The 25,234-nt window shown below is 70.5% G+C and carries 18 protein-coding genes; 13 read left to right on the top strand and 5 right to left on the bottom strand.

What is annotated here, in order from left to right:
* Window positions 1-14: 14 nt before the first annotated feature.
* From FGD71_RS22190 to holA, 5 genes are all read left to right on the top strand, one after another.
* Entirely contained in the window at window positions 15-2,561 is a 2,547-nt protein-coding gene (locus FGD71_RS22190) for a ComEC/Rec2 family competence protein (RefSeq protein WP_119102272.1), read from the top strand.
* A gap of 4 nt (window positions 2,562-2,565) precedes the next feature.
* The gene (locus tag FGD71_RS22185) at window positions 2,566-3,417 is read left to right on the top strand and encodes an arylamine N-acetyltransferase family protein (RefSeq protein ID WP_119102248.1); all 852 of its coding nucleotides are present in this window, start codon (window positions 2,566-2,568) and stop codon (window positions 3,415-3,417) included.
* A gap of 143 nt (window positions 3,418-3,560) precedes the next feature.
* Window positions 3,561-4,442, top strand: coding sequence for a YceI family protein (locus FGD71_RS22180; RefSeq protein WP_119102247.1), 882 nt, complete (start codon window positions 3,561-3,563; stop codon window positions 4,440-4,442).
* A 30-nt stretch (window positions 4,443-4,472) separates the two neighbouring features.
* A complete protein-coding gene (locus FGD71_RS22175) occupies window positions 4,473-4,718 on the top strand; it encodes a hypothetical protein (RefSeq protein ID WP_119102246.1) in 246 nt (81 codons plus the stop codon).
* A gap of 82 nt (window positions 4,719-4,800) precedes the next feature.
* Window positions 4,801-5,814 (top strand): DNA polymerase III subunit delta, encoded by a 1,014-nt coding sequence (gene holA, locus FGD71_RS22170; RefSeq protein WP_119102245.1) that lies wholly within the window; start codon window positions 4,801-4,803, stop codon window positions 5,812-5,814.
* A gap of 319 nt (window positions 5,815-6,133) precedes the next feature.
* On the opposite strand, the gene rpsT is transcribed toward holA, so the two are convergent.
* The gene (gene rpsT, locus FGD71_RS22165; protein WP_119102244.1) at window positions 6,134-6,400 is read right to left on the bottom strand and encodes a 30S ribosomal protein S20; all 267 of its coding nucleotides are present in this window, start codon (window positions 6,398-6,400) and stop codon (window positions 6,134-6,136) included.
* A 252-nt stretch (window positions 6,401-6,652) separates the two neighbouring features.
* On the opposite strand from rpsT, the gene lepA reads away from it, so the two are divergent.
* Both lepA and FGD71_RS22155 read left to right on the top strand, forming a co-directional pair.
* A complete protein-coding gene (gene lepA / locus FGD71_RS22160; RefSeq protein WP_119102243.1) occupies window positions 6,653-8,521 on the top strand; it encodes a translation elongation factor 4 in 1,869 nt (622 codons plus the stop codon).
* 258 nt (window positions 8,522-8,779) lie between these two features.
* Complete coding sequence (locus FGD71_RS22155; protein WP_119102242.1) at window positions 8,780-10,657, top strand: AMP-dependent synthetase/ligase; 1,878 nt, start codon at window positions 8,780-8,782, stop codon at window positions 10,655-10,657.
* A gap of 173 nt (window positions 10,658-10,830) precedes the next feature.
* On the opposite strand, the gene FGD71_RS22150 is transcribed toward FGD71_RS22155, so the two are convergent.
* Window positions 10,831-11,415 (bottom strand): response regulator, encoded by a 585-nt coding sequence (locus tag FGD71_RS22150; RefSeq protein WP_119102271.1) that lies wholly within the window; start codon window positions 11,413-11,415, stop codon window positions 10,831-10,833.
* Between the two features lie 17 nt (window positions 11,416-11,432).
* On the bottom strand, window positions 11,433-15,521 hold the full coding sequence (locus FGD71_RS22145; protein WP_420878334.1) for a HAMP domain-containing protein: 4,089 nt from the start codon (window positions 15,519-15,521) through the stop codon (window positions 11,433-11,435).
* A 181-nt stretch (window positions 15,522-15,702) separates the two neighbouring features.
* On the opposite strand from FGD71_RS22145, the gene FGD71_RS22140 reads away from it, so the two are divergent.
* Together FGD71_RS22140 and hemW are read left to right on the top strand one after the other, a co-directional pair.
* The gene (locus FGD71_RS22140; protein WP_119102240.1) at window positions 15,703-17,637 is read left to right on the top strand and encodes a SpoIIE family protein phosphatase; all 1,935 of its coding nucleotides are present in this window, start codon (window positions 15,703-15,705) and stop codon (window positions 17,635-17,637) included.
* Window positions 17,638-17,672: 35 nt separating this feature from the next.
* Entirely contained in the window at window positions 17,673-18,905 is a 1,233-nt protein-coding gene (gene hemW, locus FGD71_RS22135; RefSeq protein ID WP_119102270.1) for a radical SAM family heme chaperone HemW, read from the top strand.
* A gap of 199 nt (window positions 18,906-19,104) precedes the next feature.
* Here hemW and FGD71_RS22130 read toward each other — a convergent pair whose 3' ends face one another.
* Both FGD71_RS22130 and FGD71_RS22125 read right to left on the bottom strand, forming a co-directional pair.
* Entirely contained in the window at window positions 19,105-19,911 is an 807-nt protein-coding gene (locus tag FGD71_RS22130) for a DUF3097 domain-containing protein (protein ID WP_119102239.1), read from the bottom strand.
* Window positions 19,912-19,956: 45 nt separating this feature from the next.
* Window positions 19,957-20,712, bottom strand: a complete 756-nt coding sequence (locus tag FGD71_RS22125; RefSeq protein WP_119102269.1) for an MBL fold metallo-hydrolase — start codon at window positions 20,710-20,712, stop codon at window positions 19,957-19,959.
* Between the two features lie 272 nt (window positions 20,713-20,984).
* Here FGD71_RS22125 and hrcA point away from each other — a divergent pair, with 272 nt between their 5' ends.
* The 4 genes from hrcA (at window position 20,985) to FGD71_RS22105 (ending at window position 25,121) form a co-directional block, all read left to right on the top strand.
* A complete protein-coding gene (gene hrcA, locus FGD71_RS22120) occupies window positions 20,985-22,001 on the top strand; it encodes a heat-inducible transcriptional repressor HrcA (RefSeq protein WP_119102238.1) in 1,017 nt (338 codons plus the stop codon).
* Window positions 22,002-23,138 carry a molecular chaperone DnaJ gene (gene dnaJ / locus FGD71_RS22115; protein WP_119102237.1) on the top strand — a complete coding sequence of 379 codons (1,137 nt, stop codon included), beginning with the start codon at window positions 22,002-22,004 and terminating at the stop codon, window positions 23,136-23,138.
* A 145-nt stretch (window positions 23,139-23,283) separates the two neighbouring features.
* Entirely contained in the window at window positions 23,284-24,366 is a 1,083-nt protein-coding gene (locus tag FGD71_RS22110; RefSeq protein WP_119102236.1) for a nitronate monooxygenase, read from the top strand.
* Entirely contained in the window at window positions 24,366-25,121 is a 756-nt protein-coding gene (locus FGD71_RS22105) for a 16S rRNA (uracil(1498)-N(3))-methyltransferase (protein WP_119102235.1), read from the top strand. Before FGD71_RS22110 ends, FGD71_RS22105 begins: the two co-directional genes overlap by 1 nt.
* The last annotated feature ends 113 nt before the right edge of the window (window positions 25,122-25,234 follow it).

The raw sequence follows: 25,234 nt of genomic DNA, 5'->3' as shown, positions 1-25,234 counted from the left end.
ACGACCGTTCGGCCGTGCACGCCGCCTCCCCGAACCCGCTCGGCGCCGCGCGCCCTCGCCAAGAGGGGCCGGCGGATCTGCGGCTCGTACCGCCGGCGCTGGGGGCCTGGGCGACGGCGGCGCTGACACTGGACGCGTCGCCGCGGACGACCGCGGGTGTGGTGATCGTCTGCCTGGTCGTGGCCGGCGCGTTGCTGGTCGCAGGCCGGAATCGGCGCGGCGGGCAGGGGCGCGTCGGCGGGCGGGGCGTGCTGTGGCGGACCTGGCCGAAGGCCCCCGTCGCCGCCATGCTGCTGTGCGTCGCGGCGGCGGCTGCCTCCGGCGGGCTGCACGGTGCGGATCTGCGCCGTGGCCCCGTCCCGGAGCTGGCGCGACAGTACGCCGAGGTGACAGCCGATGTGGAGATCACCTCGGACCCACGGTTCACCCGCCCCCGGATCGACGGAGACCACGCCGCCCCGACCGCCCTGTTGATCAACGCGGAGGTCCGGCGCATCGAGCAGCCGGACGGAAGGGTGACGGCGACGCGTACACCGGTCCTGGTGATCGTGGACGCGGGTTCAGGGGCGGCACACGATCCGAAGGGCGCGCCCCCAGAGCCCGCCCCGTCGGCCCGGAAGCCGGGAAGCCCGCCCTGGCCGGCTCTGCTGCCCTCCACGAGGGTGCGGGTGACGGCGCGGGTCGTGCCCGCGATGGATGACGGTGGCCGGTTCGCGGCCGTATTGCGCGTGCGGGGCAGTGGGCCGCCGTGGGTGGTGGGGGAGCCGTCGGAGGTGCAGCGGTTCGCGGGGGAGTTGCGCGAGGGGCTGCGGGCGGCGACCGAGGGACTGGAACCGGATGCGCGGGCGTTGCTGCCGGGGCTGGTGGTCGGGGACACCTCACGGATCACGCCGGAGCTGGACGAGGCGTTCAAGGCGACGGATCTCACGCATCTTCTCGCGGTCAGCGGTGCGAACTTCACGATCGTGCTCGCCCTGCTCATCGGGCCATCCGGCAGTGCGCAGCACGCCGAGCGACGTGGCCTCGCTCCTCGGCTCGGCATCCCGCTGCGGGCGACCGCCCTGCTCGGTGGCGCGCTCACGCTCGGCTTCGTCATCGTGTGCCGACCGGACCCGAGCGTGCTGCGGGCCGCGGCCTGTGGGGCGGTCGCGCTGCTGGCCATCGCCACCGGGCGCCGCAGATCGCTGATTCCCGCACTGGCCACGGCGGTACTGCTGCTGGTGCTGTACGACCCCTGGCTGTCCCGGACCTACGGCTTCCTGCTCTCCGTTCTCGCGACCGGCGCCCTGCTCACGCTGGCTCCGCGGTGGAGCGCCGCGCTCCAGAGGCGCGGAGTACCTCCGCGCCCGGCCGAGGCGCTGGCCGCCGCGGGGGCCGCGCAGGCCGTGTGCGCGCCCGTCGTCGCCGTCCTCTCGGCGCGGGTGAGCCTCGTGGCAGTGCCGTGCAATCTCCTCGCGGAGTTCGCGGTCGCGCCGGCCACGGTGCTGGGCTTCGCGACGCTGGCCACGGCGTTGTGGGCGATGCCGGTCGCCAAGGCACTGGCGTGGTGTGCGAGTTGGCCCGCGGGATGGATCGCTGACATCGCCCGCACCGGAGCCGCTCTGCCGGGCGCGGGAGTGGACTGGCCGGACAGCTGGCCGGGCGCACTGCTGCTCGCGTGTGTGACCGTCGTGGTCGTACTCGTGGGCCGGAGGCTCCTGCGGAACCCTTGGCTGAGCGGTGCCTGCGCAGTGCTGCTTCTGCTGGTGCTGGTCCAACCGGCGCCTCTCACGCGGGTGATCACGGGGTGGCCGCCGCCGGGCTGGCGGTTCGCGATGTGCGACGTGGGGCAGGGGGACGCGCTGGTGCTCGCGGCGGGCGACGGCGCCGGGGTGGTGGTCGACGCGGGACCCGAACCGGTCCTGATCGACCGGTGCCTGCGCGCGCTCGGCGTCACCCGGATCCCCCTCGTCGTACTGACCCACTTCCACGCGGACCATGTGACGGGGCTGCCGGGAGTGCTGCGCGGGCGGGCGGTGGGCGCGATCGAGACGACCGGCTTCGAAGAGCCCTTGGGCCAGGCGGAGTTCGTGCGCCGGCAGGCGGCGGCCCGGCGGATTCCGGTGACGCGGGCGGTCGCGGGGCAGCGGCGGCGTACCGGTGCGCTCGACTGGCGGGTGCTGTGGCCTCCGCCCCGCCCGGTCCCGGCCCCCGAGGGACCGAACGACGCGAGCGTGACCCTGCTCGTACGGTCGGCCGGACTGAGCCTGCTCCTGCTCGGCGACCTCGAACCTCCCGCCCAGCAGGCGCTGCTGAGATCCCCGGACGGCGCCGGCCTGCGCGGCGTGGACGTCCTCAAGGTCGCTCACCACGGGTCGGCGTACCAGGACCTCGAACTGATACGCCGGGCGGCACCACGCCTCGCGCTGATCTCGTGCGGCGCGGACAACCCGTACGGGCATCCGGCGCCGAGCACGGTGGCGGCGCTGCGTGCCGGGGGTGCCACCGTGCTGCGTACGGACGAGGACGGAGCGATGGCCGTCGCCGGAGGAGGCGATCGTCTGTGGGTGGCGCAAGACTGAGGCCATGGACCGTGTACAGGCAGACGCCTATCTCCGCCGGATCGGGGCCGAGCGGCCCGCGTGGCCCACCGTCGAAGGCCTCCGTGACCTGCAACTGCGGCATCTGCGGACCGTGCCGTTCGAGAACCTGTCGATCCACTTGGGCGAAGAGATCGTGCTGGAGGAGAAACGGCTGCTGGACAAGGTGGTGGCCGCCCGGAGAGGCGGCTTCTGCTACGAACTGAACGGGGCGTTCGGGGCGCTTCTCGCGGAGCTGGGCTTCGAGGTCACGCTGCTCGCGGCGCGGGTGTACGGAGAGGGGGAGCGGCTGGGGATCCCGTACGACCATCTCGCGCTGCGGGTGCGGACGGTGGACGGGGGCGAGTGGCTGGTCGATGTCGGGTTCGGGGCGAACAGCCACCTTCCGCTGGCCTTCGGGGAAAGGAGTGAGCAGGTGGATCCGGCCGGTACGTTCCGGGTGGTCGAGGCCGCTGCGGATGCCGCGGGTGTACGTGGAGACGCCTCGGGGGTGGGGGACCTGGACGTCGTGCGGGACGGCAGAGCGCAGTACCGGCTGGAGATGCGGCCGCGGGTGCTCGGGGACTTCGTGAGTGGCGTGTGGTGGCATACCACCTCGCCTGTGTCGCATTTCACACGGTCGCTGGTGTGCTCGCGGGTCACCGAGGACGGCGGGCGCATCACGCTCAGTGGGCGGAAGTTCACAGTCACCGGCGCCGACGGTGTGAAAGAGGGGTCAGATCTGGCCACGGACGAGGAGGTGCTGGAGACGTACCGGGAGAGGTTCGGGATCGTGTTGGATCGCGTACCGATGGTGGAAGCGTTTTCCCCAGGTGAAGAACGCGAGGAGAGCAGCTGATTCGGGTCACATCCGCGTAATCCAGCGCATGTGCTGGATTTCCGTGATGTGGTCGTGTGTTGCCCCGAAAGCCGCGTCAGTGGTCGAATGCATCTTCGCCAACATGTCTTATTTTCTTTCACGTCGCGCGAGGTGTGTCGTCCATGGTGGGCCGCTGGCTGGGAAACCGTAGGAACCGGATGCAGGGGACGGGTCATCTCGCCGGAGTGCCGATGCCGACCGGCGCCGGGGTGCTCAGCTGCAGGGTGCTGGATCCGGTGAACCAGCCGGTTTCGCATGCAGAGTTCGCGATCAGTGACGCGGTGGGCCGCAAGGTGGTCAGTGGCGGCGCGGATCCGTTCGGGTCGTTCGTGGCGACGGTCCCCGCGGGGGAGTACCGACTCGCGGTGTCGGCCGACGGATATACGCCGTACCGCGCGAGCGCCGCGGTGGGGGAGGGCGCGGTGACCTCGCTCGGTGATCTGACACTTCAGGTCGCCGAGCCGCCCGCGCTGCCGGAGCCGGGGGACTGGGAGATCGAGCCGACGCATTCCTCGATCGCTTTCACCGCGCGGCACATCGGACTGGCCCGGGTGCACGGCAGGTTCAACACCTTCGCGGGGGTGATACGGGTTGCCGAGCAGGTCGACCGGACGGCGATGCACGTGGTGATCGACGCCTCGTCCATCGACACCAACGTGAAGATGCGGGACGACCATTTGCGGTCCGCGGACTTCCTGGACGTCGACCGGTTTCCGACGCTGGAGTTCTACAGCGACCGCTTCGTGCACAAGGGCGGCAATCGGTGGGCGGTCACCGGGGCGCTGTCGCTGCACGGTGTGACGCGTACCGTCACGCTCGACACCGAGTACCTCGGGATCGGCAACGGCATGGAGGGCGAGGTGCGCGCGGCGTGCCGGGCCACCACCGAGCTGCGCCGTGACGACTTCACGGTGAGCTGGCAGACGATGCTCGCGCGGGGCATCGCGGTGGTCGGGCCCAGTATCCGGGTCGCCCTGGACGTGCAGGTCGTCCCCAAGAGCTGACGTGCTGTTCGCGTACCGGAAAATGTCCCCGTGAGCGATGTGAGACATGTACTGGTGCTGCCCGACCGCGATGCCGCCGAGGAGGCGGCGGAGGTGCTCGGGGAGCGGTTCGGACTCGACGAGGAGCCCCAGCTCATACGGGACGCCCTGGCCGGTGAGGACGACGCCGAGGACGCGCAGTGGCTGGTGGTCCTGCGGGACGAGGCGGGGCGGCTGGACGCCGGGGAACTGGACGAGTTCGCGGGCGAGTGGGACGGGTGGCGCGAGGAGCCGTAGTCGTGTGGACGGGGAACCGTAGCCGCGGGGCCGGAGCCGAGACCGGAGCCGTTGTCAGTGGTGCGTGGGATGCTTGAGCGCGATGGCCAGGAAGACTGAATCCGCAGACACCGCAGACGTACTCGCTCCCGTCACGATCGCCGTGGGCCAGGAGGATCTGCTGCTCGACCGTGCCGTGCAGGAGGTGGTGGCCGCCGCGCGGGCCGCCGACTCGGACACGGATGTACGGGACCTCACGCCGGACCAGTTGCAGCCCGGCACGCTCGCCGAGCTGACGAGTCCCTCGCTCTTCGCCGAGCGGAAGGTCGTGGTCGTGCGGAACGCGCAGGATCTGTCGGCCGACACGATCAAGGACGTGAAGGCGTATCTCGGGGCGCCCGCCGAAGAGATCACGCTGGTGTTGCTGCACGCCGGCGCGGCCAAGGGCAAGGCACTGCTCGACGCCGCGCGGAAGGCGGGGGCCCGGGAGGTCGCCTGCCCCAAGATGACGAAGCCGGCGGATCGGCTGGCGTTCGTGCGGGGTGAGTTCCGCAGACTCGGGCGGTCGGCCACGTCCGAGGCGTGCCAGGCGCTTGTCGACTCGATCGGGAGTGATCTGCGGGAGCTGGCTTCCGCCGTGACACAGCTGGTCGCGGATGTCGAGGGGACGATCGACGAGGCCGTGGTCGGTCGCTACTACACCGGCCGGGCCGAGGCCTCCAGCTTCACCGTGGCCGACCGGGCCGTGGAGGGGCGGGCGGCCGAGGCGCTGGAGGCGCTGCGGTGGTCGTTGTCGACGGGTGTCGCCCCCGTGTTGATCACCAGTGCGCTGGCGCAGGGCGTGCGGGCCATCGGCAAGCTCTCCTCCGCGCGCGGGGGCCGTCCCGCCGACCTGGCCCGTGAGCTCGGTATGCCTCCGTGGAAGATCGACCGGGTGCGGCAGCAGATGCGGGGCTGGACCCCGGACGGCGTCGCGGTCGCCCTCCGCGCGGTGGCCGACGCCGACGCGGGGGTCAAGGGCGGGGGCGACGACCCCGAGTACGCCCTCGAGAAAGCGGTCGTCACCATCGCCCGCGCGGCACGCTCCCGCGGGGCGCTCCGCGGGGACGCGCGGTAAGAATCCCGAACCAAAGCCGAAACCCCCGCCCCCCCCTGCTCCCTGCCTCCGCACCCCTGCCCCGCCCCCGCCTCCGGCAACGGCAAAGCCGAAGGCCCCGGCCCCCGCCCTGGGGAAGGGCGGGAAGGCGGGGCCTTCGGGGTGAAGCTGGTGGGTCCCACGCCCGCGTGGCGAACGCAGGTCGCGCGTGGGTCCCGGGGTGCCGGTCGGGAGCGGAAGAGAGAGGGCCCGCTCGGGTCCTTCCGGCGATCAAATCAAGTGAGCGTCAGGCGACAACCCGGCGTTGACCGGGCGGCAGCCCTCCGCGCTCAGCAGAGGTTCAGCCCTTGACGGAAGCGACCTGGGAAGCAAGCGCCGACTTCTTGTTGGCGGCCTGGTTCTTGTGGATGACGCCCTTCGAGGCGGCCTTGTCGAGCTTGCGCGCGGCTTCGCGCGCGGCAGCGGTGGCCTTCTCGACGTCACCCGCGGCAGCGGCCTCACGGGCCTTGCGGATCGCGGTCTTCAGCGAAGACTTGACGGCCTTGTTGCGCAGCCGGGCCTTCTCGTTGGTCTTGATCCGCTTGATCTGGGACTTGATGTTCGCCACGAATGAGCCTTTTCAGGTTCAGGCACGGGGCCCACAGGTCCCGTACCGGTGATTTCTTGAGGGTGTGCCTCCTGCAGAGAGGGCATGAGGCACAGCTGTTCAGGCTACCAGTGCCCCCACGACCGCCCCAAACCCGGCGACGGCCACCCGCCGGACCGGGGCGAGAACGGCCTCGGTCCCACCCGTGGGACCATGGAACCTACGTATCGATCCGACCCGAGGCGACAGGCGCCTCAAGAGACAGGACCCTGCGTGCCCGCGACCCCTAACAATGTGCCCGAGCCGAGCCGTACCGACCCGGCTCTGATCCGCAATTTCTGCATCATCGCGCACATCGACCACGGCAAGTCCACGCTCGCCGACCGGATGCTCCAGCTGACCGGGGTGGTCGAGCAGCGGCAGATGCGTGCTCAGTACCTCGACCGCATGGACATCGAGCGCGAGCGCGGTATCACGATCAAGTCCCAGGCCGTCCGGCTGCCCTGGGCCCCCACCGAGGACAAGGGCAGTACCCACATCCTCAACATGATCGACACCCCCGGACACGTGGACTTCACCTATGAGGTGTCCCGGTCGCTCGCCGCGTGCGAGGGGACGATCCTGCTCGTCGACGCCGCCCAGGGCATCGAGGCCCAGACTCTCGCCAATCTGTATCTGGCGATGGAGAACGACCTCACCATCATCCCGGTGCTCAACAAGATCGACCTCCCGGCGGCCCAGCCCGAGAAGTTCGCGCTTGAGCTCGCGAACCTCGTCGGCTGCGACCCGGACGACGTCCTGCGCGTCTCCGCCAAGACCGGCCTGGGCGTCGAGGCGCTGCTCGACAAGGTCGTCGCCGAGGTCCCGCCCCCGGTCGGTGTCAAGGACGCCCCGGCCCGCGCGATGATCTTCGACTCGGTCTACGACTCCTACCGGGGCGTCGTCACCTACGTACGTGTCATCGACGGTCAGCTCAACAAGCGCGAGCGGATCCGGATGATGTCCACCGGGGCGACCCACGAGCTGCTCGAGATCGGGACCAACTCACCCGAGATGCTCGGCGCCGACGGGCTCGCTGTCGGCGAGGTCGGCTACCTCATCACCGGTGTGAAGGACGTCCGCCAGTCCAAGGTCGGTGACACGATCACCAGCCTGCACAAGGGCGCGACCGAAGCCCTCGGCGGGTACAAGGACCCCAAGCCGATGGTTTTCTCCGGGCTCTATCCGCTGGACGGCTCGGACTACCCCGAGCTGCGCGACGCCCTGGACAAGCTGCAGCTCAACGACGCCGCGCTGGTCTACGAGCCGGAGACCTCCGCCGCCCTCGGCTTCGGCTTCCGCGTCGGCTTCCTCGGGCTGCTGCACCTCGACGTGATCCGTGAGCGGCTGGAGCGCGAGTTCGGCCTCGACCTCATCGCCACCGCGCCGAACGTGGTCTACCGCGTCCTGATGGAGGACGGCACCGAGCACACGGTCACCAACCCGAGCGAGTTCCCCGAGGGCAAGATCGACGAGGTCTACGAGCCGGTCGTGCGCGCCACGCTGCTCGCGCCCTCCGAGTTCATCGGCTCGATCATGGAGCTCTGCCAGGGCCGTCGCGGCACCCTCCTCGGCATGGACTACCTCTCCGAGGACCGCGTCGAGATCCGCTACACGCTGCCGCTCGCCGAGATCGTCTTCGACTTCTTCGACCAGCTGAAGTCCAAGACCCGCGGCTATGCGTCGCTCGACTACGAGCCCACCGGGGAGCAGACCTCCAGCCTCGTCAAGGTGGACATCCTGCTGCACGGCGACAAGGTCGACGCGTTCTCCGCGATCACCCACAAGGACCAGGCGTACGCGTACGGAGTGCGGCTCGTCGCCAGGCTGCGCGAGCTCATTCCGCGGCAGGCCTTCGAGGTGCCCGTCCAGGCGGCCATCGGCTCCCGGGTCATCGCCCGCGAGACCATCCGCGCCATCCGCAAGGACGTCCTCGCCAAGTGCTACGGCGGTGACATCTCCCGTAAGCGGAAGCTGCTGGAGAAGCAGAAGGAGGGCAAGAAGCGGATGAAGATGGTGGGCTCTGTGGAGGTTCCGCAAGAGGCGTTCATCGCCGTGCTCTCCAGCGACGACTCCGCGGGCTCCGGCAAGGGCAAGAAATAAGCCGGGCCGTTCCCGGAAGAAAGCCACTGTTACCCCTGGAAACTCGGGCAGACTGCGGGCTCGTCGCGTTGCGGCGCGACGAGCCCGTACGCGTGCGTAGTGTTGCTCTGCGTATGACTATTGGTAGGAAGTGACACCCCGCCGCCCCTTACGAACCGGCCAACCTCGCTCTACTCTGATCACCACTCGTTAGTTACTCGCGAGTTAAACAACCGCAGCAATGAGTCAGCCGCACACTGTCGCGGGCCGGAGGATGTCGTGAGCGACACACAAACCCTGATCGAGAACCGTCCGCCGTCCGTGGCGGCGCTTTTCCTGGAGCGCGTGGCGGCCACACCGGACGCCGAGGCCTACCGATACCCGGTGCCTCCCGCGTCGGGCGAGGGCCCCGACGACTGGAAGTCGCTGAGCTGGGCGCAGGCCTCCGAGCGGGTCTTCGCCATAGCGGCCGGCCTGATCGAACTGGGTGTCCAGCCGGAGCAGCGCGTCGCGCTCGCCTCCTCGACCCGGGTCGAATGGGTCCTCGCCGACCTCGGCATCATGTGCGCGGGCGCGGCGACGACGACCGTGTACCCGCAGACGAACGCCGAGGAGTCGGCCTTCATCCTCTCCGACTCCGAGAGCAGGGTGCTGATCGCGGAGGACGCGGCGCAGCTCGACAAGGCCCGGGAGAAGCGGGCCGAACTGCCCGGCCTGACCCATGTGGTCGTCATCGACCCCGCCGGCGCGGACGTCTCGGAGGACTGGATCCTCTCCCTGGCCGAGCTGGAGAAGCGCGGCGCCGCCCACCTGGAGAAGAACCCCGACCTGATCAAGGAGAAGGTCGGCGCGATCACCCCCGAGCAGCTCGCCACGCTGATCTACACCTCGGGCACCACGGGCCGCCCCAAGGGCGTCCGCCTCCCGCACGACAACTGGTCGTACATGGCGAAGGCCATCGCCGCGACCGGCCTGATCAGCGGCGAGGACGTGCAGTACCTGTGGCTGCCGCTCGCGCACGTCTTCGGCAAGGTGCTCACGTCCGGGCAGATCGAGGTCGGACATGTCACGGCCGTCGACGGCCGGGTGGACAAGATCATCGAGAATCTGCCGGTGGTGCAGCCGACGTACATGGCGGCGGTGCCCCGCATCTTCGAGAAGGTCTACAACGGGGTCGCGGCCAAGGCGCGGGCCGGTGGCTCGGGCAAGTACAAGATCTTCCAGTGGGCCGCGGCAGTCTCGCGCGAGTACGCGAAGGCCAGCCAGGACAGCTTCCGCAGGACCGGTACGGCCTCCGTGCCCTTCGGGCTCGCGGCCAAGCACAAGGTCGCGGACGCGCTCGTGTACACCAAGCTGCGCGAGGCCTTCGGCGGCCGGTTGCGTGCCTGTGTGTCGGGAAGCGCGGCTCTCGCGCCGGAGATCGGCTACTTCTTCGCGGGCGCCGGTGTGCACATCCTGGAGGGGTACGGGCTGACGGAGTCGTCCGCAGCCTCCTTCGTGAACCCCGGTGAGGCGTACCGCACGGGCACGGTGGGCAAGCCGCTGCCCGGCACCGAGGTGCGCATCGCGGACGACGGAGAGATCCTGCTGCGCGGTCCCGGCATCATGGAGGGCTACCACGGGCTGCCCGAGAAGACCGCCGAAGTCCTGGAATCGGACGGCTGGTTCCACACGGGCGACATCGGCGAGCTGTCCCCGGACGGCTACCTCCGCATCACCGACCGCAAGAAGGACCTCATCAAAACGTCCGGCGGCAAGTACATCGCGCCGGCCGAGGTCGAGGGCCAGTTCAAGGCGGTCTGCCCGTACGTCTCCAACATCCTCGTCCACGGCGCCGACCGGAACTTCTGCACGGCTCTCATCGCCCTCGACGAGCCGTCGATCCTCGACTGGGCCAAGGAGAAGGGCCTGCCGGCCACGTCGTACGCCGAGGTCGTCGCGAACGCCGCCACGGTCGAGCTCATCGACGGCTACGTCAAGGAGCTCAACGAGGGCCTCCAGCGCTGGCAGACCATCAAGAAGTTCAAGCTCCTCCCGCGTGACCTCGACATCGAACACGGCGAACTGACGCCCAGCCTGAAGCTGAAGCGCCCGGTCGTCGAACGCGAGTACAAGCACCTGATCGAGGAGATGTACGCGGGCACCCGCGAGGCGTGAGCGCGAGCCTCCGGCGGTCGAGGCCGTCCTCGGTCTGGCGCGGAATCGGTCGGCTGGTAGAGATACCCGCGTCGACGCGCCATCCGCTGCGGGCCGACACCCCCGCCCCGTCCCCTTCCGTACGGGGGCGGCTGCGGGGCGCCCGTGCCTCGACCCTGCTCAACCGCCGGAGGCTATACGTTCCGCGCCCGGCGCATCTTCAGCAGCAGCTGCTGCATCTGCTGGACGTGGTGGCGGAGTTCGAGTACGTCCTGAAGGCTGCTGGCGGCCATATGGGTCTCGATCTCCTTGAGGCGGCACGCGAGCGCGTCGAACTGTTCCTGTTCGCGGGCCAGCATCCGCTCCAGTTGCTGGTTCTTGCGGTGGAGGTCCAGGAAGACCGTCACCTTGGCGCGCAGAACCCACGGGTCGAACGGCTTGGTGAGGTAGTCGGCGGCGCCGGTGGCGTACCCACGGAAGGCATAGCCCGCGTCGGCGTCCGTGCCCGTCAGGAATATGATCGGGACGTCCTTGGTCTGGTCGAGCCGTTTGATGTTGGCGGCGGTTTCGAATCCGTCCATACCCGGCATGCGGATGTCGAGCAGGACGACCGCGAACCGCTGCCGCAGCAGCGCCTTCATCGCCTCTTCGCCCGAACGGGCGCGTACAAGCGGCTCGTTGAGGGACCCCAGGACGGCCTCGAGCGCGATCAGGTTGTCCTCCATGTCGTCCACAAGGAGGATGCTGGCGCGGTCGTCGGTCGTTTCCTCGATGCTCATGGTGATCGGTGCCTGCCTCATTCGGTCGTCGGCGGTGGAGCGGGCTCCACTGACGTGCTCGTTCCCGGAACCACGGCCTCGGCGGAGTGGTCCGGTTCAGCGGCGTCCCCCTCGGCGTCGCCGCTCTGCGGGTCCAGGAGCGCGCAGACGACGGTCAGCAGCTGATCGACGTCCACCGGCTTGGGTACGTAGTCGTTGGCACCGCGCGCGATGGACTTCTCGCGGTCGCCCGGCATCGCCTTGGCGGTGAGGGCGACGATGGGAAGGCCGGCCCAGCGTGGGGTGCGGCGGATGACGGCGATGGTCTCGTAACCGTCCATCTCCGGCATCATGATGTCCATCAGGACGAGTTCGACGTCGGGATTGCGGTCCAGGGTCTCGATGCCCTCACGCCCGTTCTCCGCGTACAGGACGGGCATCCCGACCCGGCCCAGTACGTGCGTGAGCGCGAAGACGTTGCGGATGTCGTCGTCCACGATCAGCACCCGGCGCCCCGGCAGCACTTGCCCCGCCCGGCCCGTCTTCCACTCCTCCAGCTTGGTCGGCGTGGGCCAGGTGTCGTCCGTTTCGTGGCCGGTGAACGGCTCGGTGGACAGCTGCTCGGGCGCGGGCGCCGTCCGCTCCTCGGGAGAGGGACCCGTCGCCGCGTGCCCGGGGCTGACGATGGGGACGTACAGCGTGAACGTGGAGCCCTTGCCCGGCTGGCTCTCGGCCACGATGCGACCGCCGAGCAGTCCGGCGATCTCGCGGCTGATGGACAGACCGAGCCCCGTGCCGCCGTACTTGCGGTTGGTGGTGCCGTCGGCCTGCTGGAACGCCTCGAAGATCACCGGGAGTTTCTCCGGCGAGATGCCGATACCGGTGTCGGCGACCGAGAAGGCGATCACGTCGTCGTTGCCGTCGTGCGGGTAGCCGGGGTCCGGGTCCTTGACGCGCGTGACGCGCAGCTCCACGCTGCCGGACGCGGTGAACTTGATCGCGTTGGACAGCAGGTTGCGCAGGATCTGCTGGAGACGCTGCTCGTCCGAGTACATCTCGCGCGGTACGTCCTCGCCGACCGACACCTCGAAGGACAGCCCCCGGTCCAGTGTGAGCGGCCGGAACGTGGCGTGGACGTAGTCGAGCAGCTTGATCAGCGGCAGCCTCTTCGGCCGTACGTCCATCCTTCCGGCCTCGATCTTCGACAGGTCGAGGATGTCGTTGATCAGCTGGAGCAGATCGGAGCCCGAGCGATGGATCGTCGCCGCGAACTGCACCTCCTGGTCGGAGAGATGCCCGTCCGGGTTGTCGGAGAGCAGCCGTGCCAGGATCAGCAGCGAGTTCAGCGGTGTGCGCAGCTCGTGCGACATGTTCGCCAGGAACTCCGACTTGTACTGCGACGACGTCGCCAGGAGCGCGGCCTTCTCCTCCAGTTCGGCGTTCGAGCGCTGCAACTCGGCCTGCTGACGCTGGAGTTCGTCCGAACGCTCCTGGAGCTGGGTGGCCAGCCGCTGGGACTCGCCGAGCAGCGACTCCGTACGGGAGTTGGCGATGATGGTGTTGATCGCGACGCCGATCGTGTTCACGAACTGGTCGAAGAACGCCAGGTGGACATCGGAGAAGCGGGAGAAGGAGGCGAGCTCGATGACGCCGAGCAGCGTGTCCTCGAAGAGGATCGGGATGATGACGACGCTGGCCGGAGCCGCCTCGCCCAGACCGCTGTTGATCTTGATGTAGTCCGGCGGGGCCTCCTCGACGAGGATCCGCTTCTTCTCCCGCGCGGCCTGCCGTACGAGACCGTGCACCGGCATGCCGCCCGTGTCGACGGTCGCGCCCTGCGCCGAACCGTACCCGGCGATGAAGGCCAGTCCCTTGGTCGGCACGGCCGTGCGCAGCGATGTCTCGTCCGCCTCCGGGTCGGCCAGGAAGAAGGCCCCGTACTGGGCGTTCACCAGCGGGGTCAGCTCGCGCAGGATCAGGTCGGCGACCTCCATCAGGTCACGGTGGCCCTGCATCAGAGCGGCAAGGCGGGCGAGGTTCGACTCCAGCCAGTCCTTCGCGCGGGTCGTCTCGCGGAGGTTGGCCACCATCAGGTTGATGTTGTCCTTCAGCTCGGCGACCTCGCCGCGGGTCTCCACCGAGATGGAGCGGGACATGTCGCCCTGGGCCACCGCGGACGCCACCTCGGCGATCGCGCGGACCTGGGTGGTGAGGTTGGACGCGAGCTCGTTCACGTTCGTCGTCAGGCGCTTCCATGTGCCGTACACGCCCTCGACCCTGGCCTGGCCGCCGAGCTGGCCCTCGGAGCCCACCTCGCGGGCCACCCGGGTCACCTCGGAGGAGAACGAGGACAGCGTGTCGACCATCGTGTTGATGGTGGTCTTCAGCTCCAGGATCTCGCCGCGCGCGTCCACGTCGATCTTCTTGGAGAGGTCGCCCTGGGCCACGGCGGTGGCGACCTGGGCGATGTTCCGCACCTGCGACGTCAGGTTGTCGGCCATGTAGTTGACGTTGTCGGTCAGGTCCCGCCAGACACCGGAGACGCCGAGCACCTGGGCCCGGCCGCCGAGCCGCCCGTCGGTGCCGACCTCGCGGGCCACCCGGGTCACCTCGTCGGCGAAGGCGCGCAGCTGCTCCACCATCGTGTTGACGGTGTCCTTCAGTTCCAGGATCTCGCCGCGGGCGTCGACCGTGATCTTCTTGGACAGGTCGCCGTTCGCGACGGCGGTGGTGACCTGGGCGATGTTCCGTACCTGCGACGTCAGGTTCAGGGCCATGAAGTTGACGTTGTCCGTCAGGTCCTTCCAGACGCCGGACACGCCGCGTACCTGTGCCTGCCCGCCGAGGTTTCCTTCCGTGCCGACCTCGCGGGCCACCCTTGTCACTTCGTCGGCGAAGGCGGAGAGCTGGTCGACCATCGTGTTGATCGTCGACTTCAGCTCCAGGATCTCGCCCTTCGCCTCGACTGTGATCTTCTTGCCGAGGTCGCCCTGGGCCACCGCGGTCGACACCAGAGCGATGTTGCGGACCTGCGATGTCAGGTTGTCCGCCATGAAGTTGACGTTGTCGGTGAGGTCCTTCCAGACCCCGGACACGCCCCGCACCTGTGCGCGCCCGCCGAGGTTTCCTTCCGTGCCGACTTCGCGGGCGACCCGGGTGACCTCGTCGGCGAAGGCGGAGAGCTGGTCCACCATGGTGTTGATCGTCGACTTGAGTTCGAGGATCTCGCCCTGCGCGTCGACCGTGATCTTCTGGCTCAGGTCGCCGTTGGCCACGGCGGTGGTGACCTGGGCGATGTTGCGGACCTGCGACGTCAGGTTCGACGCCATGAAGTTGACGTTGTCGGTGAGGTCCTTCCAGACCCCGGACACGCCCCGCACCTGCGCCCGCCCGCCCAACTGGCCCTCCGTGCCCACCTCGCGGGCCACCCGGGTCACCTCGTCCGCGAAGGCGGAGAGCTGCTCCACCATCGTGTTCACGGTCAGCTTCAGTTCGAGCAGCTCGCCCGTCGCCTCGACGGTCACCGTGCGGGTCAGGTCGCCGCGGGCCACAGCCGTAGTCACCAGCGCGATGTCCCGTACCTGGGCGGTCAGCCGGGACGCCATCGTGTTGACCGCCTCGGTCACGTCCCGCCAACTCCCGGAGAGCCCCGTCACCTTGGCGCGACCGCCCAGCCGCCCCTCCGTGCCGACCTCGCGGGCCACCCGGGTCACCTCGCCCGTGAAGAGGGACAGCTGATCGACCATCCTGTTCACGGCCCGGCCGAGCCGGCGCAGATCGCCCCGGAGCTGGCGGTTGCCGTCGTGCAGGTCGACCCGCTGGGTCAGATCGCCGCCCGCCACCGCGTCCAGGACGCGCGTCGCGTTCGCGGCGGGCGCCACCAGCGCGTCGAGCAGCTGGTTCACGTCATTGACCCGGTTCACCCAGTGACCCTGGCCAGGACTGGCGGAGAGCCGCTCGTCCAGCCGGCCGTGCCGCACCAGCTCCCGACGGACGCGCTGCACTTCCGAGTTGAAGTGCGTGCTCCGGTCCAGGATCTGGTTGAACACCGCGCCGAGCTCGGCCACCAGCCCGTGCCCGGACTCGGGCACCTTGCTGCTGAAGTCACCGTCCCGGACCGCGGTCATGGCCGCGAGCAGAGGACGTAGGTCTGATGCCCGTATCTGTCCGTCTTCGAGCATATGTGTAGCACTGTTATCACTCATGAGGGCCCACTTCGGTAACTCGGCGCTTATGGGCGAGGCCAGTCTGTCACTCTGTCCGTGCCGCCCGAGGCGTATTCGTCCGAACTGCTCAGGGAGCCGCACAGTGGGGGTCATACCGACGCAACGGGAGATAAACTCCCGTGCTCCTGATGCGCCTGGGCACCCGCGCCCGCTGGCGCGAACGTCACTCCCGGGCAACCCTCTCGCCCCGGGCGCGGCCCGCCGGTTCGTCCGCGCCGCACTCGCCGAATGGACCGAACTCGCCCTGCCCGGCGCCGAGTTCATCACCGACCGGCTCGCCGACGACACCGTGGTCGTCGCCAGTGAACTCGTCACCAACGCGGTCGTGCACGCCGGCACCGACGTCGAACTCGAGACACGGCTCGAAAGCGGGACGGGGCACGGCTGCGAGGACGGTGCCGAGATCCCGGGCGGCGTCCTCGTCATCGAGGTCGCCGACCACCACCCCGCGCGCTCGGTCCGCGACGAAGGCGCCGACCGGCCGCACGACACCGTCGAATACGGGCGCGGCCTGCGGCTCGTCTCCTCGCTCTCCGAGGCCTGGGGGATCACCTACCGCACCGGCACCAAGACCGTATGGGCGCGGCTGCCGTTCGACGAGGTCGCGGCCGGTCACGGTGCGGAGGAACCCGAGGCGTACGCCGGTGAGCACGCCCTGTGGCGCGGGCTGCGGGCCGCCGAGCTCCTCGCCCCCGCCCCCAAGCGCACCCTGCACGACCAGGAGTGGCTCAACCGCGGCGCCCTCTCCTTCCTCGCCGAGGCCTCCGACCTGCTGGCCGGACAGCTCGACGAGGACCTCGTCGCCGCGCTCGCCGGACAGCTGCTCGTGCCGCGGCTCGCCGACTGGTGCGCGGTGTGGCTGGAGGACGAGGCCCCTGGCCGCACCGACGTGGGCCTCGTCGGCGGTCCGCGGCTCGCGCGCGTCTGGCACGGCAGCGAGAACCGCATCGAGGAACTGCGCCTCGTCCTGGAGAAGGACCCGCCCCGACTGCCCGACTCGGCACGCTCCGGGCCCGTCCCCGTGCCCTGGCCCGCCGACGCGCTCGGTACGCACGCAGCCGACGGGACGGCACTCGCGTACCGGCTGATCGCGGGAGGCAGACCCCTCGGCACGCTCGTCATCGGGCGGGCCGGGCTGGACCGCTTCCCCGACGAGATCACCGGGCTCGTCGAGGACCTCGGCCGCCGCGTCGCTCTCGCCATCGGAGCGGCCCGGCAGTACGCGCGCCAGGCCACCATCAGCCGCGTACTGCAACGCGGCCTGCTGCCCGGGGCCGTCGCCGAGATCCCCGGCGTCCGCAGCGCGCTCGTCTACGAGCCGTGCGACAAGGGCGGACCGAGCGGGGACTTCTACGACCTGTTCCCGGCCGGCGACGGACGCTGGTGCTTCGCGCTCGGCGACGTGCAGGGCAAGGGACCCGAGGCCGCCGTCGTCATCGGCCTCGCCCGGCCCTGGCTGCGGCTGCTCGCCCGCGAGGGCTACGAGGTGCCCGACGTCCTCGACCGCCTCAACCAGCTGCTCCTCGACGACGCCACCGAAGCCGCGGACGCGGCTGCCCGCGCGCTGGTCGCGGCGGGCGGCCAGGGCCTCACCGAGGGCCCGCAGACCCGCTTCCTCTCCCTCCTGTACGGCGAGCTGGTCCCCTTCGACGGCGGTGTGCACTGCACCGTCGCCTCCGCCGGACATCCGCTGCCCCTGCTCCTGGCCCCGTGCGGAAAGGTGACCGAGACGGCCCAGCCGCAGACCCTCCTCGGTGTCTTCGAGGACGCGACCTACACCTGCGACACCTTCGAGCTGCGCCCCGGCGACAGCCTCCTGTGCGTCACGGACGGCGTGACGGAGCGCCGCAGCGGACCCCTGCAGTTCGACGACTCCGACGGCCTCGCGGTGGCCCTTGCCGGCTGCGCGGGCCTGAGCGCCGAGCTGATCGCCGAGCGGATACGGCGCCTGGTCCACGAGTTCGGCCCGAGGCCGCCGGAGGACGACCTCGCGCTGCTGGTGCTGCAGGCGGAGTAGTCGGGCAGTGCCGCAGGTGCTGGACAATGGAAGGCATGCCTTCCGCACTCCCCGACGGTGAGCCCGTCCCCGACGACGGGGCACTGCCCTCGCAGGCCCTGGCCGACGCGGCCGAGCGCCCCCTCGGGTTCTATCTGCACGTGCCGTACTGCGCCACGCGCTGCGGCTACTGCGACTTCAACACGTACACCGCCACCGAGCTGCGGGGCAGCGGAGGCGTGCTCGCCTCCCGTGACAACTACGCGTCGACACTCGTCGACGAGGTCCGGCTCGCCCGGAAGGTCCTGGGCGACGACCCCCGGCCCGTGCGGACGGTCTTCGTCGGAGGCGGTACGCCCACGCTGCTGGCCGCCGACGATCTCGTACGCATGCTGGGGGCGGTCCGCGACGAGTTCGGGCTCGCGGACGACGCGGAGATCACGACCGAGGCGAACCCGGAGTCGGTCGACCCCGCCTATCTGGCCGCCCTGCGGGCCGGCGGCTTCAACCGGGTCTCCTTCGGGATGCAGAGCGCCCGCCGGCACGTACTGAAGGTTCTGGACCGTACCCACACGCCCGGGCGCCCCGAGGCGTGCGTGGCGGAGGCCCGCTCGGCGGGCTTCGAGCACGTCAACCTCGACCTGATCTACGGCACGCCCGGCGAGTCGGACGACGACTGGCGGGCCTCCCTGGACGCGGCGATCGGAGCGGCGCCGGACCACGTGTCGGCGTACGCGCTGATCGTCGAGGAGGGCACGCAGCTCGCGCGCCGCATCCGCCGGGGCGAGGTCCCGATGACGGACGACGACGTCCACGCCGACCGCTACCTCATCGCGGAGGAGAGCCTGTCCGCGGCGGGCTTCGACTGGTACGAGGTCTCGAACTGGGCCACGTCCGCGGCGGGCCGCTGCCTCCACAACGAGCTGTACTGGCGCGGAGCCGACTGGTGGGGCGCGGGGCCGGGCGCGCACAGTCATGTGGGCGGGGTGCGCTGGTGGAACGTCAAGCATCCAGGGGCGTACGCGGCGGCACTGGCGGCCGGGCGGTCTCCGGGGGCCGGGCGCGAGATCCTCGCGGAGGAGGACCGGAGGGTCGAGCGGATCCTGCTGGAACTGCGGTTGCGGGAGGGGGTGCCGCTGTCCTTGCTGCACGAGGAAGGCCTCGCGGCTTCGCGCCGGGCGCTGTCGGAGGGGCTGCTGGAGTCCGGTCCGTACGGGGAGGGGCGGGCGGTGCTGACGCTGCGGGGGCGGTTGCTGGCGGATGCGGTGGTGCGGGACCTGGTGGACTGAGCGGGGGCCGTGGTTGGGGTTTTCGCCCCCGCCGCCCCTACCCGTCCCATCCTGTACCTGGGGGTCCGCCCCCAGACCCCCGATCGGCCTGAACGGCCTCGTCCTCAAACGCCGGACGGGCTGAAAATCAGCCCCTCCGGCGTTTGAGGAGCGGGGTCTGGGGCGGAGCCCCAGGGATGGGGTGAGGAAACCCTCGGGCTCAGGCCGGCGCCGTCACGAAATCGATCAGTTCCTCCACACGCCCCAGCAACTCCGGCTCCAGGTCCTTGTAAGAGCGCACCGAGTCGAGGATCCGCTGCCAGGCCTCCCCGGTATTCGCCACGCGCCAGCCCAGTGCCCGGCACACACCCGTCTTCCAGTCCTGCCCGTGAGGGACACGCGGCCACTCCCGGATGCCGACCGAGGACGGCTTCACCGCCTCCCAGATGTCGATGTACGGGTGGCCCACCACCAGCGCGTGCTCACTGGTCACCGACTCCGCGATGCGGGACTCCTTCGTGCCCGGGACCAGGTGGTCGACGAGGACGCCGAGGCGGGCGTCGGGGCCCGGGGAGAAGTCGTCGACGATGGCGGGCAGGTCGTCGATGCCCTCCAGGTACTCCACGACGACGCCTTCGATGCGCAGGTCGTCGCCCCAGACCTTCTCCACCAGCTCCGCGTCGTGGCGGCCCTCGACATAGATGCGGCCGGCGCGGGCGACCCGGGCGCGGGCGCCGGGGACGGCCACCGAGCCGGATGCCGTGCGGGTGGGACGTACCGGAGCGGCCGAGGGTCTGACCAGGGTCACCACCCGGCCCTCCAGGAGGAAGCCCCGGGGTTCCAGCGGGAACACGCGGTGCTTGCCGAAGCGGTCCTCCAGAGTGACCGTGCCCGCCTCGCAGCGGATCACGGCGCCGCAGAAGCCGGTGCCGGGCTCCTCCACGACCAGACCCGGCTCCGCCGGGACCTCCGGCGCGGGCTTGGGCTTCTTCCACGGAGGGGTCAGGTCCGGTGAGTACTGGCGCATTCGCATGACGATAGGAGAAAGGACGCGCTGGGTGTGCCGAGAGCCCTACGACACGCCGAAACGCCGTGCCAGCGCGTCCCGTTGGGACCGGACAAACGCCGCATTCACCGCGGCGCCGTGCCCCGGAACGTACACCGCGTCCTCGCCGCCCAGGTCGAGCAGCCGGTCCAGGGCCGTGGGCCAGTGGGACGGTACGGCGTCGGGGCCCGCCTGGGGTTCGCCGGACTCCTCGACCAGGTCGCCGCAGAAGACGACCTCGGGGGAGTCCGCGCCGGATGCGCCGGGGCCGGGTGTGCCGGGGACGAGAACCACCAGGTCGTGGGGCGTGTGGCCGGGGCCGATGTTCGCCAGCAGGACCTGGCGGCCCCCGCCCAGGTCGAGGGTCCGCTCCCCGGTCACGAGGTGCCGCGGACGGACGAGGAGGTCCGCCGCCTCGGCCGCCTCGCGGGGGTCGGCGCCGTTGCGTACGGCGTCCGCGCGCAGCTCGTCGCTGTCGCGGACGAGGACCCGGTCCAGTCCCACCGCCCCGAACACCTCGACGCCCGCGAACGCCGCCGCCCCGAAGAGATGGTCGAAGTGGGGGTGCGTGAGCGCGAGATGGGTGACCCGGCCGCCGCCGAGCAGCCGGCGCGCCTCGCCGCGCAGCAGCGCGCCCTCCCGCACGCTCGACCCCGCGTCGATCAGGAGCGCGGCGCCCTCGCCCACGACGAGCCCGACCGTGCAGTCCCACACGGGCAGGCGGCGCCGCCCGATCCCCGGCGCCAGCTCCGTCCACCCCGACGCCTCCCAGGCGACACTCAGCACGGCGGCGGCCCTTCCCAAGTCACCTTCATACGCCGACGCTAGCTCTATGTTCCCGGCAGAGCAGGGCATGGTTCACCGCAGAGCGGAACTTGGTTACCGACTAGTTCCCGACAGGTCCGGACAAACCATCATGCATCGGGCCGACATCGCAGGCCCGGCCTTGCCGGGGTCGTACCCACCGGCCGTACACTTGAGCCGGGGATGCTGGCACTCGAACGCACTGAGTGCCAAGCGAAGGACGCGGGAAAGACCAGCTGGAGGTGTGCGCGGTGCTCAGTGAACGCAGGCTCGAAGTGCTGCGCGCCATCGTCCAGGACTACGTGGGCACGGAGGAGCCGGTGGGCTCCAAGGCGCTCACCGAGCGGCACAACCTCGGGGTGTCGCCCGCCACGGTGCGCAACGACATGGCAGCACTCGAGGACGAGGGCTTCATCGCGCAGCCGCACACCAGCGCCGGACGCATCCCCACGGACAAGGGCTACCGCCTCTTCGTCGACAAGCTCGCGGGCGTCAAGCCGATGACCGCGCCCGAGCGACGGGCCATCCAGAACTTCCTCGACGGCGCCGTGGACCTCGACGACGTCGTGGGCCGGACCGTACGGCTGCTCGCGCAGCTCACGCGCCAGGTCGCCGTCGTGCAGTACCCGTCGCTGACCCGTTCGACGGTGCGGCACGTGGAACTGCTGTCGCTGGCTCCGGCCCGTGTGATGCTCGTGCTGATCACCGACACCGGCCGGGTCGAGCAGCGCATGGTGGACTGCCCGGCGCCGTTCGGCGAAGCGTCTCTCGCGGACCTGCGGGCGCGGCTCAACAGCCGGGTCACGGGCCGTCGCTTCACGGATGTCCCGCAGCTGGTGCAGGACCTGCCGGAAGCCTTCGAGACGGAGGACCGCGGCACGGTCTCGACGGTGCTCTCCACCCTGCTGGAGACACTCGTCGAGGAGACCGAGGAGCGGCTGGTGATCGGCGGCACCGCCAATCTCACCCGCTTCGGACATGACTTTCCCCTCACGATCCGGCCCGTCCTGGAGGCCTTGGAGGAGCATGTCGTCCTCCTCAAACTCCTTGGTGAGGCAGGGGATTCGGGCATGACCGTACGCATCGGTCACGAAAACGCTTATGAGGGACTCAACTCCACGTCCGTGGTCTCCGTCGGCTACGGTTCGGGCGGCGAGGCAGTAGCAAAACTCGGCGTGGTCGGACCGACACGCATGGATTACCCCGGAACGATGGGAGCGGTACGAGCGGTGGCACGGTACGTCGGACAGATCCTGGCGGAGTCGTAAGTGGCCACGGACTACTACGCCGTACTCGGCGTGCGCCGCGACGCGTCCCAGGACGAGATCAAGAAGGCCTTCCGGCGGCTCGCACGCGAGCTGCATCCGGACGTCAACCCCGATCCGAAGACGCAGGAGCGGTTCAAGGAGATCAACGCCGCGTACGAGGTGTTGTCGGACCCGCAGAAGAAGCAGGTCTACGACCTCGGCGGCGACCCGCTGACCCAGGCGGGCGGCGGAGGCGCTGGCGGCTTCGGCGCCGGCGGGTTCGGGAACTTCTCGGACATCATGGACGCGTTCTTCGGCACCGCGTCGCAGCGCGGGCCGCGCTCGCGCACCCGCCGCGGCCAGGACGCGATGATCCGCCTGGAGGTCGAGCTCGACGAGGCGGCCTTCGGGACGACCAAGGACATCCAGGTCGACACCGCTGTCGTCTGCACCACCTGCAGCGGCGAGGGCGCCGCTCCGGGCACCTCGGCTCAGACGTGTGACATGTGCCGCGGCCGCGGTGAGGTCTCGCAGGTCACGCGTTCGTTCCTCGGCCAGGTCATGACGTCCCGCCCCTGCCCGCAGTGCCAGGGCTTCGGCACGGTCGTGCCGAACCCGTGCCCGGAGTGCGCGGGCGACGGGCGCGTACGGTCCCGTCGGACCCTGACCGTCAAGATCCCGGCCGGTGTCGACAACGGCACACGGATCCAGCTCGCCGGAGAGGGCGAGGTCGGCCCCGGTGGCGGGCCCGCCGGTGACCTCTACGTCGAGATCCACGAGCTGCCGCACCCGACCTTCCAGCGGCGCGGCGACGACCTGCACTGCACGGTCACCATCCCGATGACCGCGGGAGCACTGGGCACCAAGGTCCCGCTGGAGACGCTCGACGGCCTCGAAGAGGTCGACATCCGCCCGGGCACCCAGTCCGGCCAGTCGATCCCGCTGCACGGCCGCGGCGTCACGCATCTGCGCGGCGGCGGCCGGGGCGACCTCATCGTCCACGTCGAGGTCACGACCCCGTCCAAGCTCGACCCGGAGCAGGAGCGCCTGCTGCGCGAGCTGGCCAAGCTGCGGGGCGAGGAACGGCCTACGGGACAATTCCAGCCCGGACAGCAGGGGTTGTTCTCACGGCTCAAGGACGCGTTCAACGGTCGCTGACGCAGGTGCGGCACCCGGGCGCCGACGGCCGTGTCCGCCGGCCCGGGTGCCTTCCCATCACCCCTGATGGGCGCCCATTCCGATGGCGTATGCCGGACGGAAGGCCGGATTCGGTCCCGCTCTGTGGACGTGACAACATGCCGTCATGTCCACCGCGCTGACGGATCTCTTCCCCCTCCCGATCGTGCAGGCCCCCATGGCCGGCGGCGTCTCCGTGCCGCAGCTCGCCGCGGCCGTGTCCGAGGCCGGGGGGCTCGGTTTTCTCGCCGCCGGCTACAAGACGGCCGACGGCATGTACCAGGAGATCAAGCAGTTGCGCGGGGCCACCGGCCGGCCCTTCGGCGTGAACCTCTTCATGCCGCAGCCCGAGTACGCCGACCCGGCCGCCGTCTCCGTCTACGCCAGCCAGCTCGCCGGCGAGTCCGCCTGGTACGAGACCGAGCTCGGCGACCCCGACAGCGGACGCGACGACGGCTACGACGCCAAGCTCGCGGTGCTCCTGGACAACCCGGTGCCGGTCGTCTCCTTCCACTTCGGCTGCCCCACCCGCGAGGTCCTGGACTCCCTCGCCCGTGCCGGCACGATCACCCTGGTCACCGCCACCACCGTGGAGGAGGCCCAGGCGGTGCAGTGGGCGGGCGCCGACGCGGTGATCGTCCAGGGCATCGAGGCGGGTGGCCACCAGGGAACCCACCGGGACAACCCGGAGACGGCCGGCGCCGGCATCGGACTGCTCTCCCTGATCGCGCAGATCCGCGAGGCCGTACAGATCCCGATCGTCGCGGCGGGCGGCATCATGCGCGGCAGCCAGATCGCCGCCGTCCTCGCCGCGGGCGCCTGCGCGGCCCAGCTCGGCACGGCCTTCCTCGCCACCCACGAGTCCGGCGCCAACGCCGTGCACAAGCAGGCGCTGACCAACCCCCTCTTCGTGCGTACGGAGCTGACGCGCGCCTTCTCCGGCCGGCCGGCCCGGGGTCTGGTGAACCGCTTCATGCGCGAGCACGGCCCCTACGCGCCCGCCGCGTACCCCCAGGTCCACCACCTCACCTCCGGTCTGCGCAAGGCGGCCGCCAAGGCGGGCGACCCGCAGGGGATGGCGCTGTGGGCGGGGCAGGGGCACCGGCTCGCCCGCGACCTGCCCGCGCAGCAGCTCGTCGAGGCGCTCGCGGACGAACTGGTCGCCGCGAAGACGACGCTGTCGGCGTACCCCGCGGGGGGCGGCGTCTGATGACCGCTCCGGTGTTCGTGGCGGAGGTGGCGGACGTGCTGCCGGGCGGGCCCGACTTCGTCCTGGACGGCCCCGAGGGGCGGCACGCCGTGTCCGTGAAGCGGTTGCGGCCGGGCGAGGACGTCGTGCTGACGGACGGACACGGGCACTGGACGGAAGGCGTCGTCAAGGCGGCCGAGGGCAAGGACCGCCTCGTGGTCACGGACCTCCACGAGGTACGTGAGGAACCGGAGCCCACGCCCCGGATCACCGTCGTTCAGGCCCTCCCCAAGGGCGACCGCGGTGAACTCGCCGTCGAAACCATGACGGAGACCGGTGTCGACGAGATCGTCCCCTGGTCCGCCGCACGCTGCATCACGCAGTGGAAGGGCGAGCGGGGCCTCAAGGCACTCGGCAAATGGCGCGCCACCGCGCGCGAGGCGGGCAAGCAGTCGCGCCGGGTGCGTTTCCCGCAGGTGGCGGACGCGATGACGAGCAAGCAGGTTGCCGCACTTCTCGCCAAAGCGGACCTCGCGGTCGTGCTGCACGAGGACCGGGCCCACCCGAGCGAGCCCCTGGCGACCGCCGCGCTCCCCGCGTCCGGTGACATCGTGCTCGTCGTGGGGCCCGAAGGGGGTGTCTCCCCCGAGGAGCTGGAGCTGTTCACTCAGGCCGGGGCGAGGGCCTGCCGGCTGGGGCGCAGCGTGCTCCGCACCTCGACCGCGGGGACGGCGGCGGTGGCGCTGCTGCTGGGCCGCACGGGCCGCTGGTCCTGACCGGGCCCGCGGCGGAGCCGCTGAAGCATTCCAGCCCGGGCCGGCATCAATCAGCCCGTCCGGCGTTTGAGGACGAGGCCGTTCAGGCCGATCGGGGGTCTGGGGGCGGAGCC

The organism is Streptomyces sporangiiformans (genome assembly GCF_005768555.2).
In the GTDB taxonomy this organism is placed as follows: domain Bacteria; phylum Actinomycetota; class Actinomycetes; order Streptomycetales; family Streptomycetaceae; genus Streptomyces; species Streptomyces sporangiiformans.
This window is presented reverse-complemented; position numbering and strand designations above follow the sequence as displayed.

Excerpts from the sequence above, each read along its gene's own strand:
- FGD71_RS22185 (WP_119102248.1), top strand. The coding sequence starts at position 2,566 with ATGGACCGTGTACAGGCAGACGCCTATCTCCGCCGGATCGGGGCCGAG.
- FGD71_RS22180 (WP_119102247.1), top strand. The coding sequence starts at position 3,561 with ATGGTGGGCCGCTGGCTGGGAAACCGTAGGAACCGGATGCAGGGGACG.
- holA (WP_119102245.1), top strand. The coding sequence starts at position 4,801 with ATGGCCAGGAAGACTGAATCCGCAGACACCGCAGACGTACTCGCTCCC.
- FGD71_RS22150 (WP_119102271.1), bottom strand. The coding sequence starts at position 11,415 with ATGAGCATCGAGGAAACGACCGACGACCGCGCCAGCATCCTCCTTGTG.
- FGD71_RS22145 (WP_420878334.1), bottom strand. The coding sequence starts at position 15,521 with ATGACCGCGGTCCGGGACGGTGACTTCAGCAGCAAGGTGCCCGAGTCC.
- hemW (WP_119102270.1), top strand. The coding sequence starts at position 17,673 with ATGCCTTCCGCACTCCCCGACGGTGAGCCCGTCCCCGACGACGGGGCA.
- FGD71_RS22130 (WP_119102239.1), bottom strand. The coding sequence starts at position 19,911 with ATGCGCCAGTACTCACCGGACCTGACCCCTCCGTGGAAGAAGCCCAAG.
- FGD71_RS22110 (WP_119102236.1), top strand. The coding sequence starts at position 23,284 with ATGTCCACCGCGCTGACGGATCTCTTCCCCCTCCCGATCGTGCAGGCC.
- FGD71_RS22105 (WP_119102235.1), top strand. The coding sequence starts at position 24,366 with ATGACCGCTCCGGTGTTCGTGGCGGAGGTGGCGGACGTGCTGCCGGGC.